The following is a 20,404-nucleotide window of genomic DNA, read 5'->3' on the forward strand; positions in this document are numbered from 1 at the left end:
ATGAAGAAACTTCTATTTATAGTCCTGATACTTCTTTTTTCGGGATTAGGCTGGTATTTATTTATAAAAAAATACGATTACGAATTTCAAATGCAACTCAAGTATGGGCCAGGGGTCAGCTATTTTGAGGTTTCAGATTGGAAAAACTTCAGTTCAACATCTAAAAAAACAGATATCAATATTGTTAGCAGGGATCCCTTCAATACTATTACTCAGAAAATAGAGGGCGGTAAAACCGGGGATCTTGAGTTGTTCTGGGAGTTTGAGAAAAATAATGATTCTGTAACCAATGTAAATTTAAGTGTACGTTCATCTAAAGATCAATTGGCTAACAGATGGGATATTATAAATCCTTTTGTGTCCAGTATTTATATAGATACTTTAAAGCAAAGGATGTTAGGATTTAAAAAAAGACTGAATGAAGTACAGCAGACTTACAGAGTTAGCTTACAAAATGAGATAACCAGATCTCCAGATATGAACTGTATTTGTCATTCTTCAACCAATATTCCCGTAAAATCTAAAGCACAGGAGATGCTGGCCACCATTGGATTTTTAGAGAATTATGTATTAGAGAGAGACATTAAACTAACTGGGGCGCCTTTTGTTAAGATTACAAAATGGGATAGAGAAAGTGATCTTATAGACTTTGATTTTTGCTTCCCCGTTAACCTGGCGCAGGATATAAAACCTACCCCTCAGATTGATTTTAGAGAAATGAAGTCATTTACCGCTTTAAAGGCTGTTTTTAATGGGAACTACAGGCTTTCTCATCTGGCATGGTATGATCTACTTAATAAAGCCGAAGAACAGGATTTAAAAACAAATGCCCTGCCTTTGGAAATCTTTTATAATAATCCAAAAAAGGAAATTGAATCTGAAAACTGGAAGACTGATGTTTTTCTTCCAATTATTAAATAAATAGAAGAGTATTATTTAGGGAACCGCAATTCTTAGTTTTTCGGCTAATATTTTTATTTCGATTTCTGTTTCTTCTCCTATATATTCTCCATCTATCTGAAAGGATACAGGTTTTTTACAACTGATCTTCGCAGAGGTCGCTGGAATAATTTCCACGAAATCTGGATCATGATCTGTTTCATTACGTAAGGTCTTTAAGATCTCCAGGAGATTTAATTTTTTGAAGACCAGGATCTCGAAAATTCCATCATTTGGTTTACCATTAGGATTCACATTTGCCCCGGTTCCATATTTATTTGCATTCGCAATACCCAGTAAGACTGCTTTAGCATCCCGGGTTGTATTATTTGTTTCAATAAAAAAGTTAAAAGGATATTCACTTTTAATAAGAGTTGGAATAGAGTTGATAAAATATCCAACTTTTCCCCTAATTGAAGAACTTTCATAGTTTTTAATGAGTTCGGCATTAATCCCCAGGTCGGCAATATGAAGACATATTGCATCATTAAGACATAAGATATCCAGGTCTATAAAATTAGATCCCAAGGCAGTTTCCAATTGCTCTTCCAGGATCTGAGGTAGATTAAGGTTTTCTGCCAGGCCGTTAGCAGAACCCGCTGCAATAATACCTAAGGTGATTTTAGTTTTTTTAATAGCTTCGGCTACCAGATTAATGGTACCATCACCACCCGCAACTATGATTCGCTCAATACTATTTTTTGTGATCTCAGATTGGATCTTTTCTTTATCATTTTTCCCCGTGGTCGCATAAAGATGAAAAATCAAATTCTTTTCATTTAATTTTTTTTGAACTATAGAAATGATTTTTTTCTTATCTGTCTGTCCTGAAATAGGATTTACAACCAATAAAACTTCCTTAAAATTCATACGGTCTATATCTGAAATCCCTAAAATTAATTAATTTGGAGTGAAGGAATTTTAAAAAAAGGCTAATATTTTGAAACTCGACCTAAAGCTTTACAGAGGATATGTAAATGATGAAGAACTGATAGTTTTTGGACATTTATTTGAATCCTGGGCGCCAGATAAGTACAGTATTGAGAAAAGAGGAATCAAGCATGCCTATGCTATTCTGCATAAATTCCGCATAAAGCCATTAGAAAACTTTGAGGTAAGATTGAAATTCAAGGACCTGGATGTGACTACCAAAACTCAGGAAGACGGCTATTTTAGGTTTACGATACCTTATAAGGCTGATCTGGATCCGGGTTGGCATACTTACGAGGTGAGTTGTAAAATGTATGAATTCGGGATGGTGGAATTAGGGGAATTATTAAAACCCTACCCAGGCAAACTTGGAATAATTTCAGATATAGATGATACTTTTCTTATCTCCCATAGTAACAGCTTCTTTAAAAAGCTATACGTTATGCTTTCCAAGAATATTAATAAAAGAAAAATCTTCAACGATGTGGTCAAACACTACAAACGTTTAAGCAGGGCAGGGCAGGATAGTGAACACTCGTCGAATTCCTTTTTTTATGTTTCCAGCAGTGAATGGAACCTGTATGATTTTATTGCCGAATTTGCAGATCTTCATGAACTTCCCAAAGCGGTGATCAAGCTAAAGAAGATTAAAACAGGATTACGGGATTTTGTAAGATCGGGTAGGGGTAACCATGATCATAAATTCATCAAGATAAAAGATATAATTTCGTTTTATCCTCATATTCAATATGTCCTAATTGGTGATGATTCACAACATGATCCCTATTTGTATGAGCGAATTTGCAAGACTTTTCCGAAGAATATAAAAGCCGTTTATATTAGGCAAACTACCAGTAAGCAAAATAAGAAAGTTCAAAAAGTTATGGCGAATTTAAACAGTATGAATGTTAGCACCTGTTATTTTAGAGATAGTGAAAAAGCGATACATCATTCTGAAAGAGAGAATATCATTTAATATACCTCCTATGTATAAAAAAAAGGGAAGCTTTTAGACTTCCCATTTTTAGTAGTTTATTCTCTGTTATAGAATTCTCGCCGGTCATAAAAATCCTCATCAGTTCTATTTCTATTACGCCTGTTTTCGTGAAAATCTTCATCTTCAAAGTTGCGATCATCTCTTAACCAGTTACTATCCTCATCGAGACTTCTTTCTGGCTGAAGATCATGATGAGTATCATGATGGTGCATAGCCCGATTATGATCGTCTACCGGCCGGTTATGCTCTTGACTCTTATACCTGAGGTTTTCTTTTTCTCTGCGAATTCTTTCCTCTGTCTCATTTTCATTTCGGTCATCATGTAACCTGGAATCATTTATGCCAGCAGCTTCTTCTTTTCTCCTTCTTTCTTCTAACTCAGCATCGGTATAGGCAGTTCTGGTTCTTTTTAACTCATCTTCTCTGTTGTAGTGATCTTTTCTTCTTTCATAAGAACCTAATACATGCTGTTCATAATCCCTGCTAATTGTATTTCCTGAACGGTAACGCTTGGTTTCAGCAAATGTCTGATAATTGATGCTTTGCGTATATACATATTTATCATCCAGATTAAGATCAATTAGCCCAATGGGAATGATAATATGATTTTCCCCGTCTTTATTAAGGAATTCTTTAATTTCAGAATTAGGATTCGAGGAATAAGGATCATGGTTGGTATCTATAATACTTTGATCTACTTCCACATCTACATAGACCACTTTCCCTAGTTCTTTATTTACCAGCAGGTTGTCAACTTTACCAATAATCCTATTGTCCAGGTCTTTAACCATCCAGCCTCTAATATCCTGATCTTTATGGTTTACCTTATAATCCTTCAGTTCATTTAAATAATATAAGTGCTTCTCTTTTGTACTCATAACTTTCGTTTTAATTAACTAATCTCCTTTACATTTTTATGTAAATCCAATTGTGGTTTTACATAAGTCACTTCTTCTAATTCAGGTTCCTTATCATCGTTTTCTTCACTGTCCATGCTTCCGTATATATACAGAAATGCCACCACAGCTAAAATGACGATTAGTAGTATCCATGGCCAAACTGGCTTCTTTTTTTCTATTCTGATATCTGCCATAATTCAAATTTATTTGGTTGATCATATCTAAATTACCAAGGACTAGTGCTAATTTTAATTAATCTTAGTGTAAAGTATTGTTAATTAGTCTTTTGTTTGGAGTAGAGGTAAAATTTTGAAAATAAAAAGCCGGACATTTTTAAAATATCCGGCTTTTGAAATATTATTTATATTGAACTACGGAAGTAGCTCTAATAATCTTTTCCAGGCTTTATCATGTGCTTTTTTATTCCCTTCTTCAGCATTTGTTTCATGGCCACTTCTCATAAATGCGTGACCGGCATTCTCGTAAATTTCATATTCATAGGTCTTACCTGCATCATTCATCATCTTTTCAGTGTTTTCTATAGTTGAATTAACCCTGTTGTCATTCCCACCATAATAGCCATAAACAGGCGCTGATATATTTGAAAAAACTGATGCATCTTCTGGGGCAGTTCCATAGAATACATGAGCGGAAGTTATATTTTTATTATTGGTCGCATATCTGAAAGTTTGTGAGCCTCCCCAGCAAAAACCTACCACAGCAACCTCCCCGGTAGAAGCAGGGTCATTTTTAATATATTCATAAGCAGCATCGAGATCTGCCGTAACCTGTTCGGGTTTAAGATCATAAATAGCATCCCTGGCCGCATCTGAATTATCAAAATCTGTAGTCCGCTTTTTTCCTTCCACAGTATTCGAAATTAGGTCTGGAGCTATTACCAGATATCCTTTTTCCGCAAGCTTATCAGCAAATAGGCGAGCCCAATCATTTAATCCTCTATTCTCATGGATAACAATAACCGGTTTAGCTTTTTCCTTTTTTTCCGGATATACCACAAAAGCCTCAAATTCTCTGTCTCCGTGAGATAATGTTACCCATTCATGATGCCTGGGGGAATTAGAAAGCTCTCCAGATTCTGAAGTCGTTTTTACCTGACTTTTTACTTCCACAGAAGTTTTTTCAGATTTCTTTTCATTCTTACAGGAATAAAAACTTAGGCTAAGAATAACAAGAGCAAAGACAAATTTTATATTTTTCATAAACTGAATATTAATTATCTAAAAGTTCCGGAAGGAAAAACCACCATGCTTTCATGCCCATTTTCTCCAACTGCAGCCACCCCAAATAAATAGTTATCTATTACGATGCCTTCTAAGGTAAATTCTGTAAGCTTCCCTACAAATCTCGAGTGCTGCCATTGTGAGGCCGTAGTATCACGCCAATATATTTTATATCCAACAATATTACCATCAACAGGTTCCCATCGAAGTTTAGTGCTTGGTTCTACAATTCCTCCAATTTCCACTTTCGACGGAGCTGGAGGAGCCCAGGCCAGACTTGCAAGGTTTATAGCATTGACTGCGGTGAGTTTCTTCGCGTAATTAAAATTCACCCCTTCAATCACATCACCATATTCAATACCATTTTCGGTACGTATATCCTGATGCTGACGATTATAATTTTCATGAGCTTCCATTATACGAATACCTGCAAATCCAAGATCGTTAAAAGGTCTATGGTGACCGCCACGGCCAAATCTATCCAGGCGATAGATCATCATAGGATTCATTTCTGGCATATAGGTTTCTACTGTATGATGAACATATCTGGCAAGTTGTCTTGAGATTCCATCAACTTCTCCACCATAAAATCTTCGCATTCTTCTTTCCTGTTCAGTTTCGGTAGGAGGGACCGGTTCAGAAAATATTCTGAAACTTCGGTTATCTATCACTCCGTCCACACCTTCAATATTCCCGATCATATCGTTATTAAGAATGCCAATAACTTCCCAGTTATTCTTTTTAGCATATTCCGCAAGACCTTTACCACCGAACAAACCCTGTTCTTCACCGGAAAGTCCTACATAAATAATACTACTTTCAAAATCATATTTAGACAATACCCTGGCAGCTTCCATGGTACCGGCCATTCCGCTGGCATTGTCATTTGCTCCAGGAGCATCCGTGGTAAAATCCATAGTGTTGCTTGCACGCGAATCTATATCTCCACTCATGATGATATATCTATTGGGATACCTGGTCCCTTTTTGAATTGCAACCACATTAACCACCCAGGCCGCATGTGGGATACGTTGCCCATCTTCTGGAGTTACATGATCTTTCTGATAGAAAACATCCAGACAGTTGTCGCAATTATCTGATATATTATCAAATTCAGATTTAATCCATCTTCTTGCGGCACCTATTCCTCTGGTATCAGATACAGTATCACTAAAAGTATTTCTGGTGCCAAAACCCGCCAGTTTTCTAATATCGTGTTCGATACTGTCGGCTGAAACTTTTTCAATTATTTCATATAGTCGCTTATCTGTATCCTGAGCATTTACAGATTGAGAAAAAACGGCTACGCTTAACAGGCTTAGAATTTTAATGGGGGATATTATTTTCATAGTATTTATTTAATTAGGTCCCTAAAATACAGAAGTTTCCGGTATATATAAAATAACAAAGCCCCGGGGAAATCCCGAGGCTTTGTTATTATCAATTTTTCTATAAATTAACTGGCTACATCGTGCATTTCTGCTTTCGCCTTGTTCATTTTCTCTTCAGATTTTGATCCTGCTAGATTCGCTTTTGTTCTAGCTTTAAGAGCTTCCATTTTATGATTTACAGAATCTGTAAATTCATGGATACTTTTATTGGCTCCTTTGATGTAATCATCTCCTTTATCTGTGATAGCTTTACGCGTATCTTTTCCTTTTTTAGGTGCATATAAAAGTCCAACTACAGCTCCCGCTAGAGCTCCGGATACAAGACCTAATAACAATTTTCCTGATTTCATAGAATTTGGTTTTAAATTGGTTCGATTTAAATTCAATGGTAAAATTAAGCAGAAAATGAAGTTAAGCCATCTACTTTGAGTTAATGTATATTTAAACTTTTACAGGAATTCCTAAATAATTTAACATGGAAATTCAGCTACATATTTTCTTTAAATTTTTCTAATAGATCACGAACTTTAGAAGTTCCCTCTACATAGTATCTGGCACTGGTTTTCTTGATCCCAACTTTCACAGTATAAGAAGTTTCAGGAAGATCCTGAAACATATATTCGTCTGTCCAGTCATCGCCAATAGCAAAGATGAAATCATAATCTTTTCCCACTAGTTTTTTGGAAGAAGCCTTTCCCTTATTTACACCGCTACTTTTTATTTCCAGTACCTTATTTCCTTCCAAAACACTCAAGCCCCGATTGGAAATTAGTTCTTTTAATACATTACTTAATTCATTAGCTCTAATTTCTCCTAGTTCCGGATCGGCTTTTCTATAATGCCAGGCTAGGGAGTAATTTTTTTCTTCGATAAAGGTACCCGGGGTGCGATCTACGAAATTTTCAATGACCGGTCTAACGGCATCCATCCATTCACTTTTTACATTTTCTGAAAGTTCCCATTCTCCATCAATTTGTCTCATCCATACCCCATGTTCAGAAATCAATTCTACAGGGACATCTTTCCACCAGGTCCCAAGGGTATTTTTGTCTCTACCACTTATCAGAATTACATCTGTATTTTCCTGAGAATTCAATGTTCTAATCAGTTCTTTTAAATCTGAATCTGGTCGCGCATTTTCAGGTTTATCTACAAAATTCACCAGCGTTCCGTCATAGTCTATAAATAAGACTCTTTTTTTGGCATTCTGAAATTGGTTCATCATTTCCTGAGAAATTTCAGAAGTCACTCTTATAGATTTAAAGGAATCCCTATTCTCTTTGGTTCCCTTCAATGATTTCATAAAATCTTCTGCCCATTTCTCCACGCTATAACGTCTTAACCTCTTCTGAAGCATTTTGTTTCTTTCTATCTGCTCTTCTTCAGGCATTTCAATCGCTGTTTTAAGCGCTTCTGAGATCTGTTCGAAATTATTAGGATTAATGATCAGGGCTTCATTCATTTCATGTGCAGCACCTGCCATTTCACTTAAAATAAGAACACCTTTTTTATTGGTCCTGGTGGCGATATATTCTTTGGCTACCAGATTCATCCCATCTCTAATAGGTGTTAGTAAGGCAATATCGCAAGTGGTATAAAGATCTATTAAATTTTCAAAAGGCATAGATCTATAAAAGTACCAGATTGGTGTCCAGCTAACCGTGGAGAATTTACCATTTATCCTACCCACCAGTTCATCTATTTCTCTTTTTAGTCTTCTGTATTGCGGAACATTGGAGCGGGAAGGAACGGCTAGCATTACCAGTCTTACTTTTTCGATATATTCCGGATTTTTGTCAAGGAAATATTCATAAGCCCGTATACGGTGGGCAATTCCCTTAGTATAATCCAGCCTGTCTATACTTAGTATCATTTTAGCATCTGGTGTGGCTTCCAGATGATGATCTAATCTTCTCTGTAATTCAGATTGATCTGCAGAGGTGCTTTCAAAATGATCCAGGGCCGCCTGCTCAAACTTTTTATAATCTATTCCCATGGGGAAGGAGTCAACCTTTACAATCCTGTCTGGCAAAGTAATTTCATTAAAATCTACCTGATATCGTAAAATACGACTTACCGAACTCAAAAAGTGACGTTCATAGTCGTAAGTATGAAATCCTATAAGGTCTGCACCAAGAACTCCTTGAAGCACTTCATCCCGCCACGGGAGTGTTCGAAATACTTCATAAGAAGGAAAGGGAATATGGTTAAAGAAACCAATGATCGCGTCTGGTGCCTTCTCCCGAATCATATTGGGTACTAGTAGTAATTGATAATCATGAACCCAGATTACATCTCCATCTTCATAATGTTTAAGAATTTCATCAGCATATTTTTGATTTACCTGCTTATAATAGCGCCAGTAATCGTCATCAGATTCTGTATATTCCATAAAATAATGGAATAGCGGCCAAATAGTTCTGTTACTAAAGCCGTAGTAAAATCCGTCAATCTCATCTGAAGTTAAGTGCAGGGCTACACAATTTTCTTCTTTAGCCTTTTTCTGAACTTCATCTTTAAGATGAGCGGGAATTTCTTCTTCAGTCAATCCTGGCCAACCAATCCAGATACTATCTCCATCCTTATGAAATGATTTTAAGCCTGTTGCAAGTCCTCCCACGCTCGGAGTCACTTCCAGCTCGTTGTTTTCTATTGAAACCTGTAATGGTAATCGGTTGGAAATAATGATCGTTTTACTCATAATTTAATGTAAATGCTGTTGTGACGAATTCGATTTTTACTAAATTTCCGAAAATCATTTTACACAGCCATTGATTTATAAGATTTTTAAGATATATGGATAACCTTGATTACGGTATAATAAGCAATTGTAGAAGTGCAGCATTAATTTCAAAAACAGGTTCCCTTGACTGGTGTTGTATGCCTAATTTTGATTCATCAGCTATGTTTGCCAAAATACTGGATGAAAAAAAAGGAGGTAGCTTTGAGATAGAAATTAGTGATGAGTATGATATACAACAGGAATACCTCTGGGAAACCAATATTCTAAGTACTGTTTTTGATAATGGTAAAGACTCGTTTCAGCTTATAGATTTTATGCCGAGATATCCGCGGGAAGATGGCTCTTATTATGCTCCGCCAGATGTGATTAGATTTTTTAGACTAATTAGCGGAAAACCAAAATTCAGGATCAAGTATGATCCAAAACTGGATTTTGCCAGAGAAAAGACTTATAACGAGAACAAAGGTGAATACATTAAAAGTTTTACCAAGGAAGGAAAATACGATTCAACTTATTTCTACTCCAGTTTTAACCTGGATGATATTCTCCAAAAAAATGAACTTACACTTACCGGAAATTCATATTGCCTGGTTGGTTACCACGAAAAACTGGTAGAGCAATCTTTAGACAGGTCTTATTTAAAATTTCAAAGGACCAAGGTTTACTGGATGAACTGGAGTGATAAATCAACCCGTTATACTCATTACGGAAATGAGATCATGCGAAGTGCACTGGTATTAAAAGCTCTGAGTTATAAAAAATCTGGTGCCGTGCTTGCAGCAGCTACCACTTCATTGCCAGAAACAATTGGAGAGGAACGTAACTGGGATTATAGATTCTGCTGGATTCGTGATGCATCTATGGTTATAAAGGTAATGGCAGGACTTGGACATATAAAATCGGCTAAAGGCTTCCTGCAATTCATATTGGATATCATACCTCATAAAGATGAGAAGATACAGATCATGTATGGTATAAATGGTGAAAAGGAACTTACCGAGCATATTTTAAACCATCTGGAAGGTTATAAGGGTTCCAGTCCGGTTAGAACAGGTAATGCTGCCTATATTCAAAAGCAGAATGATATTTATGGAATTCTGATGGAAGTTATCTATCAGCAATTCTTAATGTTTGAAACCTCGCTTGAAAATTCAGAAGCCCTTTGGACCGTGGTTAGAGGAATTGTGATGATTGTAGAGGAGAACTGGAAGAAACCAGATAAAGGTATCTGGGAATTAAGAACCGAAGATCGTCATTTTGTATTCTCAAAACTTCTATGTTGGGTAGCTATAGACAGAGCTATTAAAATAGGGGAGGTGTTACGAATGGGAATCAATGATACCAAATGGAAAGCCCTAAGAGAAGATATCTATCAGGATATTTATCAGAATGGATGGAATGAAGAAAAGCAGGCCTATACACAATATTATGGCTCCTCAGATCTTGATGCTTCTACACTCCTGATGCAATCTTATGGATTTATAGAGGCAGATGATCCAAGATTTATAAGTACTGTTCAGGCTACTGAGAGAGAGCTTTGTGAAGACGGTTTGATGTACCGATATAGAAATAATGATGATTTTGGAAAACCAACTTCATCCTTTACTATTTGTACTTTCTGGTTAATTGACAGTCTTTACAAGATCGGGGAAAAGAAAAAAGCCAGAGCAATGTTTGATCAGCTTCTTTCTTATAGTAATCATTTAGGATTGTTCAGCGAGGATATAGATTTTAAGACAAAACGGCTACTGGGAAATTTCCCCCAGGCATATTCTCATCTAGCTCTTATAGAGACTGCGGCTAATTTTAGCAAAGGAATTGCTACCGAAGGTATGATGTTTCAGGATTAATTACTGATTTTATACAATTTGTCTCAGGATATAATAGACGATAGAAAAACTGATAACAAGAATCACTATTCCGCCAATAATATAAAGAGTCTTTTTTTTTCAGTGCAAGTATTCAATTGGAGTTTTCAATTTTAAGGTTAGTCAATATACTGAAAATCATAAATTTGGTAGCATAGTTTAACCTGTAAGCTTTTCGAAGACTATTCAGAGTTTTTCTTTTTTTCCAGTTCTACTCTTTCCTTTGTTAAATAGAAACCATCTTCTAATTCTGAAACATATTTTACGATCTTTTCTCTTAACTCGCAGTGTAGATCCCAGGTAGTGATAAAATCCTTACCGCTACATAGGCATCTTATTTCGAGAGCCTGGTGGGTCATTTCAGTAACCTGAACCGCGGGACTTTTTTCTTCATCACCATCCCAGAGTTCTGAACTTTTGACAAGTTCAGCCCATTTTTCACGAACCTTTGAAACGTCTATACGATGATCTGCATAGACTTTAACAATTCCATTCGTTTGGGAATTGGTCATGGAGAGATTTTCAAAACTATTTGATATGACCACTTTTAATGGAATAACTTTCCTGCGAAGATCCCAGGTCTTTAAGACCATATAGGTAAAGGTAATATCCTCTACATACCCAAATGAATCTTCTATGATAACAGAATCCCCGATTTTCGCAGGTTTGGTAATAGCTATCTGCACCCCGGCAATAATATTACCTAAAGTACTCTGTGCAGCAATACCAAAGACAATAGTTGCGATCCCGGCTGAAGCCATTAAAGAAATTCCAAGTCTCTCTAAGGACGGGAACTGCGAAAATATCACTGAAATGCCCAGGATCACAATAATAAAAATAAAGATCCTTCTACCTATAGAAATATAGGTCATCATTTTCTTTGCGTCTTCATTTTGTTCCTGGAGCTCACCCACTTTATTTTCCGCAAAGAAATCCATTATATAATCTATCACCCTCATTACAAGCCAGGTAAAAATACTAATAAAGGCAATTAGTAGGAGGGTGTATAAACCTCTGGCCAATTCACCGGTAAAGGAAATTAAGTTATTTAGTAAAAGATAAAATACCAGAATACCTACGGCGGCACCAGCAGGTGATGCGAGACGAATTGCAATATTTTTGATCCAGTATTTGTTTGTATTAGAAAATATTTTTCTGATGTAATGCGAGACGACCTTCGCTACAAAGTAGCCTAACATTAGAAGCAGGATAGTACCTATAAGTTTCCATATTGGAATACCCAGTATCTGAAAACTGATCCATTCAGGGATCATTCTGTCCAGTTTTCGTGGACCAAATGATCTATATAGCGGTTCAATATTTTCAACCGTTTGAGCGGAAATAAGCCAGATGGGACTTTTGTCTTTGTATTTCACTCTCTGAAGCCTGAACGTGATATCCCTGTTCTTAAAATCTGTTTTACCAAAACTTACACTTCTCCTAACTTTTCCTGCGATCGCCTTGTTGGTCGAGGTACTGAAATCTATCTGGCCGTCTGGTCGATCTGATAGTTCCTCCCAACCCACAGCTATTTTTTTCTCCATTAAAAAATAAAGCTTTTCTGCAAGTACCGCGGCCTGTTCCATATTGATATCATCAGGCAATAAATTCATATTAAGAACGTAAGCTGCCTGTCTGAAATCCTTATTCCTGGAGTTGATGATGAAGTGTTCCAGAGCTGCCTGAGGTGTTTGCAGATTGATATCCTCTGGAGGATAACCAATTCCTTTATTCCAGCGATTAACCTTGTAATATGCTTCGTTATATTCTCCTAAAGAATTACCTGCATTAGCAGTACTATCTTCAATAACTTCGTTCTTCAGGGGTAGTTTTTGATCTTCAGACTGGTTGATAGTATCATCCTTTTGCTGTTGAGGATAACTTACAGAACAATTCAGCAGTATTAGTAAAAGAGCCAGCTTAATCTTGGTAGAGTTCATTGCTATTTTTTTGGTCGGTAATTCAAGATAATATAAATAGGAATAGAATTAAAATCTCATGGATATTACAAATAAAAAAAGCCACCCGAATGGGTGGCTTTAATTTTTTGATATTAAATTAATTTAGTTCACAAAACCAGTTCTTGATCCACCATCCATAAAGATAGTTCTCATACGTGATTTTTGACCTTCAGAGAACATATACATGCACTCATCATATACATAATCCATATAGTTCATAGTCATATCTGTAGATCTACAGTTAACAGTAGGGTATGAAGGACATCCGTAGTTAGGACCATCAGAATCTGGAGTATCCGCTACGAAATCATCTTGCTTACATCTTCCATCACCCCAGATGTGACGAAGGTTTAAGTAATGACCAACTTCATGGGTTGCAGTTCTACCTCCATCATATGGAGCGGCTACATAACCTGTAGTTCCGAAGTATTGCGGAGAGATTACAACACCGTCGGTAGCTGCCGGACCTCCTGGAAATTGTGCATAACCTAGAATTCCACCACCAATATTTGCCACCCAGATATTCAAGGTTGAAGATGGTGAAGTTGGAGGGTAAGTAGCTTTTACTTCATCTCTGGTTCCCCATTCAGTTCTTGAATTACTGTAACGGTTTACAGCAGCAAGTGTAAATGAAACTTCTGAATCTGCTACGAGATTTGCAAATTCTGAAGGTGTATTACCCGCATCGCTATTGGTAGCTCTAAAATCTTCATTCAAAACAGCGATCTGGGAATTAATTTGTTGATCTGAAATATTCTCCTGAGAGTTACTGTAAACTACATGAACTACTACAGGGATATTAACTACACCAAGATTGTCTGTAGGATCTGTAGTTCCACCATCTCCACCATCATTTCCTCCACCACCGTTTCCATTTCCGGCACCATCAGGTTTTTTTGCGAGGATTTTTCTGGTATGAAATTCTACATCATACATTTTTTTGTGTAAACCTTTATTCTCGTTAAGAAGACGGTTAAGATTTCTCATAGAATAACATTTGGCTTTGCCATTTTCAGCACTTTTACCATCTGAATCGGCATCGGTGTAAAGGTAGAAATCACTCATGTCTACCTGAGCCTGTTGATCTTCTGTCACAGTTTCTTTGGGGTCCTGCTCACAAGAAGCAAATAGAAATGCCATTGCTGCCATTCCTAGAATAACTTTTTTCATAATTAATAGGGTTTTGTTTGATTTTGCCCGAATATATTTAAATTTTTAAGTTTTCTTAATATAATTCGAAAGTTTTTGTGCCGTTATTGAAATTTTATTCAAAATAGTGAATAAAAAAAGCCACCTCAGTGGGTGGCTCTTTTCAGTTTAAAAGAATGTTTCTATTAGAAACAATATTTATTTTCTGAAGTCAGTTTTTCTGCAATAGTATTTCTAAGTTCTACAACATTTGGCATATTGGTGTATTTAGTGAATCGTTTAAGACCCATCAACATCATTCGTTGCTCATCACCTTCAGCGAAAGAACCAATTCCTTCCTTAGCTTTCGTATTTACAGTATCAACGGCATGATATAAATATAATTTAGCCATAGCGATCTGTTCCTTTTGAGCATCAACACCTAATTTTTTAGCATTTTTCTCAGCTCTTAGAATTCCAGATTCAGCCATATAGATCTCGATCAGAATATCTGAAGCAGCCAGTAATAATTGCTGATGTTCTTCCAGTTGAGGTCCAAATTTCTGAACTGCACTACCAGCAACCATCAAAAATACTTTTTTCAGTTTGGCTACCATCTCTTTCTCTTCAGCAAACAATTCTGAATAATCAGGTTTTTCCATCGAAGGAATTCCAGTAAGCTCATCAGCCACCTTTGTAGCTGGACCTAAAAGATCTACATGACCTTTCATTGCTTTTTTCACCAACATTCCAACAGATAACATTCTGTTGATCTCATTGGTACCTTCATAAATTCTGGCAATTCTTGCATCTCTCCACGCAGATTCCATTGGAGTATCTGCAGAGAATCCCATACCTCCGTATACCTGGATTCCTTCATCACTACAATTCTGAACATCTTCAGAACAGGCAACTTTAAGAATAGAACATTCTATAGCATATTCTTCCACACCTTTTAATTCAGCTTCAGAATGTGAAGCTCCTTCTTCAAGGCGTATGTTGATCCTGTCCTCAATATTTTTGGCGGCACGATAAGAAGCTGCTTCACCCACATAAGCAGAAGTGGCCATTTCAGCCAATTTAGATTTAATGGCTCCAAACTTAGAGATAGGAGTGTCAAACTGTACTCTATCATTGGCATATTTTACAGAAAGATCTGTAACTCTTCTTTGCGCATCTAAAGAAGCTGCTGCTAATTTGATACGACCAATGTTAAGAGCGTTCATGCCGATCTTGAATCCGTTTCCACGTTCAGAAAGCATATTCTCCACAGGAACTTTCGTTTCATTGAAAAATACCTGACGGGTAGAGGAGGAGTGAATTCCTAACTTTTTCTCTTCTTCTCCGAAGCTGATTCCGTTTTCTTTATCATTTTCAACGATAAATCCGGTGATGTTTTTATCATCTTCGATTCTCGCGAAAACGATGAAAACATTAGCGAATCCTGCATTTGAGATCCACATTTTCTGTCCGCTAATGCTATAATGTTTACCATCTTCAGAAAGAACCGCCTTGGTCTTTCCTGAATTGGCGTCAGACCCAGCACCTGGCTCCGTTAAACAATAAGCACCGAACCATTCACCGGTAGCCAGTTTCGGAACATATTTTTTCTTTTGCTCTTCTGTACCATAAAGAGTAATGGGCATCGTACCAATTCCTGTATGCGCACCAAAAGCAGTAGCTACAGATCCTGTAGCGCCCGAGATATAATCACAAACCAGCATGGTAGAGACGAATCCCATTCCTAATCCATCATACTCTTCAGGAACGGCCACCCCAAGGAACCCCAGTTCCCCGGCTTTTCTCATTACCTCTTCGGTAAGAGCATAATTCTTCTTTTCAAATTCTTCCTTATGAGGCCAAATTTCACGTTCTACAAATTCCTTAACGGAATCGCGCATCATTATTTGTTCCTCGTTGAAATCTTCTGGAGTAAAAACGTCTTCACTCTTAGTTTCTTTAACTAAGAACTGACCACCTCTCAAAAGATCTTTTTTAGCTGTATCTGTACTCATTTTTTATTTGGATATTAGTATTGAGATGTGAGATCTTAGACTCAGCCTCTCAATTATAGTTATTTTTTAATTTTTAAAGAATCTCATTTTGAAGATCTTAGATATTATGTCTAATTAAGAAATTCGAAAATGCCGGCAGCACCCTGTCCTGTACCCACACACATCGTTACCATACAATGTTTATTTTTCAATTCACGCTTACGCATTTCATCAAAGATCTGAACAGATAATTTAGCTCCGGTGCATCCAAGTGGGTGCCCCATAGAGATCGCACCACCGTTTGGATTTAATTTATCTTTATCTAAACCTAATTCCCTTATTACGGCTAAAGACTGAGAAGCGAATGCTTCGTTCAATTCAATTAGCTCCATATCATCTTGTTTAAGGCCTGCCTGTTTTAAAGCTTTTGGAATTGCATGAACCGGTCCTATACCCATAATTCTTGGTTCTACGCCCACTGCAGCGTAGCTAACCATCCTGGCAATAGGCTCCAGATTCAATTCTTTCACCATATCCTCGCTCATTACCATTACAAATGCGGCACCATCACTCATTTGTGAAGCGTTTCCGGCAGTGACGCTTCCACCTTCAGCAAATACAGGTCTAAGCTTATTAAGAACTTCAATAGAAGTATCCTTTCTTGGACCTTCATCTTTATTTACGGTATAAGATCTTGTTTGTTTTTTACCATTCTCATCCACATAAGTTTCATCGATGGTGATAGGTGCTATCTGATCCTGAAAACGATCTTCAGCCTGTGCTTTAATCGCTTTTTGATGCGAATTGAATGCAAATTCATCCTGATCTTCACGAGATACCTTGTATTTATTGGCAACTGCTTCCGCAGTTAATCCCATTCCCCAGTAATAATCTTCATTTCCTGCTTTCGCTACTTCATAATCCGGGACCGGTTTGTAACCTCCCATGGGAATATAACTCATACTTTCTGCTCCACCTGCGATGACACAATCGGCCATACCGCTCTGAATCTTTGCGGTGGCGATAGAAATTGTTTCTAATCCTGATGCACAATATCTGTTAACAGTCATCCCCGGAACATCCTCGATCTTTAATCCCATAAGAGAAATTAATCTACCCACGTTCAATCCCTGTTCTGCTTCCGGCATGGCATTTCCGACCATCACATCGTCAATACGTGTTTTGTCGAAATCAGGTAATTTGTCCATCATGTACTGGATGGTTTCAGCCGCCAGTTCATCTGGTCTTTTAAAACGAAACACGCCTTTAGGTGCTTTTCCTACTGCGGTTCTGTATGCTTTTACTATATACGCTGTTTTCATTGTTTTTAGTATTTTTTGATTTTTAGAACTTTTAATCCCCTATTAATTTCTTAGCGGTTTCCCTTTTTTCAGCATATGCTGTAGTCGCTCCAGGGTTTTTCTTTCTCCTGTAAGCGATAGGAATGCCTCTCTTTCCAGTTCTAATAAATACTGTTCAGTTACTAGTTGATTTTCTGAAAGATCTCCCCCCGCCATTACATAAGCTAGTTTATTGGCGATCTTTTTATCATGTTCGCTAATATATTTTCCTGCAGCCATTTGATCTGTTCCTACTAGGAATGCTCCTAACGCCTGTTTACCAAGAACTTTTATATCTCTACGTGCAATTGGCTGAGTATATCCATTTTCAGCCATTAGCAAAGCATGCTTTTTAGCGATCGCTAATTGCCTATCTGGATTTACCACTACGATATCTTTTCCTTTTTGAAGAAGACCAAGATCATAAGCTTCATAGGCTGAAGTTGAAACTTTCGCCATACCAATGGTAAGGAAATTCTCTCTTAATCGGTTTAACTCCACATCATCCTTTTGATAAGTATCTGAAGCTCTTACCGTCATTTCCTTTGTTCCACCACCACCGGGGATGACACCTACACCAAATTCAACTAACCCGATATAAGTTTCAGCGGCTGCAACTACTTTATCTGCGTGTAAAGAAAGTTCACAACCACCACCAAGGGTCATTGCATGTGGTGCAGAAACCGTTGGAATAGAGGAGTAGCGCATTCTCATCATGGTATCCTGGAAATATTTGATCGCCATATTCAGCTCTTCATATTCCTGTTCTACAGCCATCATAAATATCATCCCTATATTAGCTCCAACAGAGAAGTTTTTACCGTTATTGGCCACAACCAGTCCCTGATAATCTTTTTCAGCAATATCTATGGCTTTATTAATTCCATCAAGAACATCTCCTCCAATAGAATTCATTTTGCTTCGGAATTCTACGTTTAGGATGCCATCACCAAGATCTTCAACTACAACTCCGCTGTTTTTGAAAACTTCCTTAGATTCCCTGATATTATCGAGAATGATAAATGCATCCTGACCTGGAACCTTCGTTTGCTTCTTATCGTCTATATTATAGTAATAAGTATTGCCTTCTTTTACGGTGTAAAAACTATCACTCCCGCTTTCCAGCATTTCGTTCACCCAGGCAGCAGGTTCATGACCTTCTTCCTTCATCATGTCAATACCTTTCTGAACTCCAATCGCATCCCAGATCTGGAATGGACCATGTTCCCAACCGAATCCGGCTTTCATCGCATCGTCAATCTTATATAATTCGTCTGAGATTTCTGGAATACGATTTGAAACATACGCGAAAAGTGCGGAAAAACTCTTTCTGTAGAAATCTCCGGCTTTATCTTTTCCTTTTACAAGTACTTCAAAACGATCGGCAACATTATCTATAGATTTTGTTTGTTCTAAAGTGCCGAAAGATGCACTTTTTCTATCACGGTATTCCATTGAATCGAGATCAAGTGATTTGATCTCGCTGGAACCATCGTCTTTTTTAATTTTCTTATAAAAACCCTGACCGGTTTTACTACCCAGCCATTTATTTTCCATCATGGTATCGATGAAATCTGGCAATTTGAAAAGATCATGTTGTTCGTCGTTCGGAACGTTTTCATATAGGCCGTTAGCAACATGCACAAGGGTATCTAAACCAACAACATCTACCGTTCTAAAGGTTGCCGACTTTTGGCGCCCAATAACCGGTCCGGTTAATTTATCAACTTCCTCGATGGTCATTCCCATATCCTTAACGGTATGGAATAGACTCATAATAGAGAAAATACCAATTCGGTTACCAATAAAAGCAGGAGTATCTTTTGCAAGAACTGCTTTTTTACCAAGGAACTTTTCACCGTACATCTCAAGGAAATCAAGAACTTCAGGAGAAGTTTCTTTTCCCGGGATGATCTCGAATAACCTTAAATATCGTGGAGGATTAAAGAAGTGAGTTCCGCAGAAATGCTTTTTGAAATCATCACTTCTACCATCGGTCATGAAATTGATAGGAATACCTGATGTATTTGAAGTAATTAAAGTTCCCGGCTTTCTATGCTTTTCCAGGTTTTCAAAAACCTGTTTCTTAATATCAAGACGTTCCACAACAACCTCAATGATCCAGTCAGCTTCAGAAACCTTTTCGATATCATCTTGCAAATTTCCTGTCTCTATTCTATTTACAAAATCTTTATGGTAAATAGGAGAAGGTTTAGATTTTACCGATTCCTGAAGTGAATCGTTCACAATTCTGTTGCGAACCACTTTATCGTCAAGACTTAGACCTTTTTTCTTTTCTTTTTCATTGAGTTCACGGGGAACGATGTCCAGAAGTAGCACTTCCACGCCGATATTGGCAAAATGGCAAGCGATACCGCTACCCATAATTCCAGATCCGATCACTGCGACTTTATTTATCCTTCTTTTCATTTCTTGATTTTTATTGTTTTACCTGATTTTTATTTCTTCGGTATAAATTTTCTTTTCACTAATTAGTTCCATGATAGTATTGGCCACTTCGATAAATGTTTTCAAATCTTTATCTGAAACATTTTCTTTAACAGCTTCATCAAACCTTAGAACTACCCTTTTAGAATAATCCCTCATTTCTTTTCCAAATTCGGTTAAATGAATTAAGACGCTACGACCATCATTAGGATTTTTCTTTCTTAGAATAAGACCTTTGTCTTCCATAGTTTTTAAAATTCTGGAAAGACTGGTAGCTTCCATACCCATTTTTGGGCCAAGTGAAGTAGATGGGGTGCCATCTTCAGGATCTATGCTTAAAAGAGCAAATCCTGTGGCCATTGTGCTGCCTGCTTTTCCTGCTTCCTCATTATACATTTTAGAAACAGCCATCCAGGTGGCACGCAATACATAATCTATAGTTTTTTCTTTCATCTGGATTTTGAATGAATCCAAAGTTAGGAAAAATTATTATGCATGCATAATAAAATTCGCTTAAAAATATTA

The 20,404-nt window shown here is 37.1% G+C and carries 16 protein-coding genes; 3 read left to right on the top strand and 13 right to left on the bottom strand.

The features are described from left to right. Positions 1-921: a GyrI-like domain-containing protein gene (locus LGQ90_RS01890; protein WP_229337555.1), complete on the top strand. Its 921-nt coding sequence runs from the start codon at positions 1-3 to the stop codon at positions 919-921. Between the two features lie 15 nt (positions 922-936). Here the strand turns inward: LGQ90_RS01890 and LGQ90_RS01895 are convergent, their stop codons facing one another. After that, complete coding sequence (locus tag LGQ90_RS01895) at positions 937-1,809, bottom strand: diacylglycerol/lipid kinase family protein (RefSeq protein ID WP_229337557.1); 873 nt, start codon at positions 1,807-1,809, stop codon at positions 937-939. Positions 1,810-1,879: 70 nt separating this feature from the next. Between LGQ90_RS01895 and LGQ90_RS01900 the strand changes: the two genes are divergently transcribed. Then, positions 1,880-2,845: an App1 family protein gene (locus LGQ90_RS01900; RefSeq protein ID WP_229337559.1), complete on the top strand. Its 966-nt coding sequence runs from the start codon at positions 1,880-1,882 to the stop codon at positions 2,843-2,845. A gap of 56 nt (positions 2,846-2,901) precedes the next feature. On the opposite strand, the gene LGQ90_RS01905 is transcribed toward LGQ90_RS01900, so the two are convergent. The 6 genes from LGQ90_RS01905 to LGQ90_RS01930 all read right to left on the bottom strand — a co-directional run bounded on the left by LGQ90_RS01905 (position 2,902) and on the right by LGQ90_RS01930 (position 9,098). Further along, entirely contained in the window at positions 2,902-3,744 is an 843-nt protein-coding gene (locus LGQ90_RS01905) for a PRC-barrel domain-containing protein (RefSeq protein WP_229337561.1), read from the bottom strand. A 14-nt stretch (positions 3,745-3,758) separates the two neighbouring features. Next, entirely contained in the window at positions 3,759-3,959 is a 201-nt protein-coding gene (locus LGQ90_RS01910) for a hypothetical protein (RefSeq protein ID WP_229337563.1), read from the bottom strand. Positions 3,960-4,136: 177 nt separating this feature from the next. Further along, positions 4,137-4,985: a dienelactone hydrolase family protein gene (locus tag LGQ90_RS01915; protein ID WP_229337564.1), complete on the bottom strand. Its 849-nt coding sequence runs from the start codon at positions 4,983-4,985 to the stop codon at positions 4,137-4,139. Positions 4,986-4,999: 14 nt separating this feature from the next. After that, positions 5,000-6,355: a M28 family metallopeptidase gene (locus tag LGQ90_RS01920; protein ID WP_229337566.1), complete on the bottom strand. Its 1,356-nt coding sequence runs from the start codon at positions 6,353-6,355 to the stop codon at positions 5,000-5,002. A 107-nt stretch (positions 6,356-6,462) separates the two neighbouring features. After that, positions 6,463-6,747 (bottom strand): YtxH domain-containing protein, encoded by a 285-nt coding sequence (locus LGQ90_RS01925; protein ID WP_229337568.1) that lies wholly within the window; start codon positions 6,745-6,747, stop codon positions 6,463-6,465. Between the two features lie 137 nt (positions 6,748-6,884). Then, on the bottom strand, positions 6,885-9,098 hold the full coding sequence (locus LGQ90_RS01930; protein ID WP_229337570.1) for a bifunctional alpha,alpha-trehalose-phosphate synthase (UDP-forming)/trehalose-phosphatase: 2,214 nt from the start codon (positions 9,096-9,098) through the stop codon (positions 6,885-6,887). Positions 9,099-9,193: 95 nt separating this feature from the next. Here LGQ90_RS01930 and LGQ90_RS01935 point away from each other — a divergent pair, with 95 nt between their 5' ends. After that, positions 9,194-10,990, top strand: coding sequence for a glycoside hydrolase family 15 protein (locus LGQ90_RS01935; protein ID WP_229337572.1), 1,797 nt, complete (start codon positions 9,194-9,196; stop codon positions 10,988-10,990). A gap of 200 nt (positions 10,991-11,190) precedes the next feature. Here LGQ90_RS01935 and LGQ90_RS01940 read toward each other — a convergent pair whose 3' ends face one another. From LGQ90_RS01940 to LGQ90_RS01965, 6 genes are all read right to left on the bottom strand, one after another. Then, positions 11,191-12,948 (bottom strand): mechanosensitive ion channel family protein, encoded by a 1,758-nt coding sequence (locus LGQ90_RS01940; protein WP_229337574.1) that lies wholly within the window; start codon positions 12,946-12,948, stop codon positions 11,191-11,193. A 123-nt stretch (positions 12,949-13,071) separates the two neighbouring features. After that, complete coding sequence (locus LGQ90_RS01945) at positions 13,072-14,139, bottom strand: zinc metalloprotease (protein WP_229337576.1); 1,068 nt, start codon at positions 14,137-14,139, stop codon at positions 13,072-13,074. Positions 14,140-14,303: 164 nt separating this feature from the next. Beyond that, positions 14,304-16,112 carry an acyl-CoA dehydrogenase family protein gene (locus LGQ90_RS01950; protein ID WP_229337578.1) on the bottom strand — a complete coding sequence of 603 codons (1,809 nt, stop codon included), beginning with the start codon at positions 16,110-16,112 and terminating at the stop codon, positions 14,304-14,306. 110 nt (positions 16,113-16,222) lie between these two features. Then, positions 16,223-17,413, bottom strand: coding sequence for an acetyl-CoA C-acyltransferase (locus LGQ90_RS01955; protein ID WP_229337580.1), 1,191 nt, complete (start codon positions 17,411-17,413; stop codon positions 16,223-16,225). 42 nt (positions 17,414-17,455) lie between these two features. Beyond that, positions 17,456-19,861: a 3-hydroxyacyl-CoA dehydrogenase/enoyl-CoA hydratase family protein gene (locus LGQ90_RS01960; RefSeq protein WP_229337582.1), complete on the bottom strand. Its 2,406-nt coding sequence runs from the start codon at positions 19,859-19,861 to the stop codon at positions 17,456-17,458. A gap of 18 nt (positions 19,862-19,879) precedes the next feature. After that, positions 19,880-20,332 (bottom strand): MarR family winged helix-turn-helix transcriptional regulator, encoded by a 453-nt coding sequence (locus tag LGQ90_RS01965; protein WP_229337585.1) that lies wholly within the window; start codon positions 20,330-20,332, stop codon positions 19,880-19,882. Between the last annotated feature and the right edge of the window lie 72 nt (positions 20,333-20,404).

The sequence above is a fragment of the Christiangramia sediminis genome (assembly GCF_020552705.1).
Taxonomy (GTDB): domain Bacteria; phylum Bacteroidota; class Bacteroidia; order Flavobacteriales; family Flavobacteriaceae; genus Christiangramia; species Christiangramia sediminis.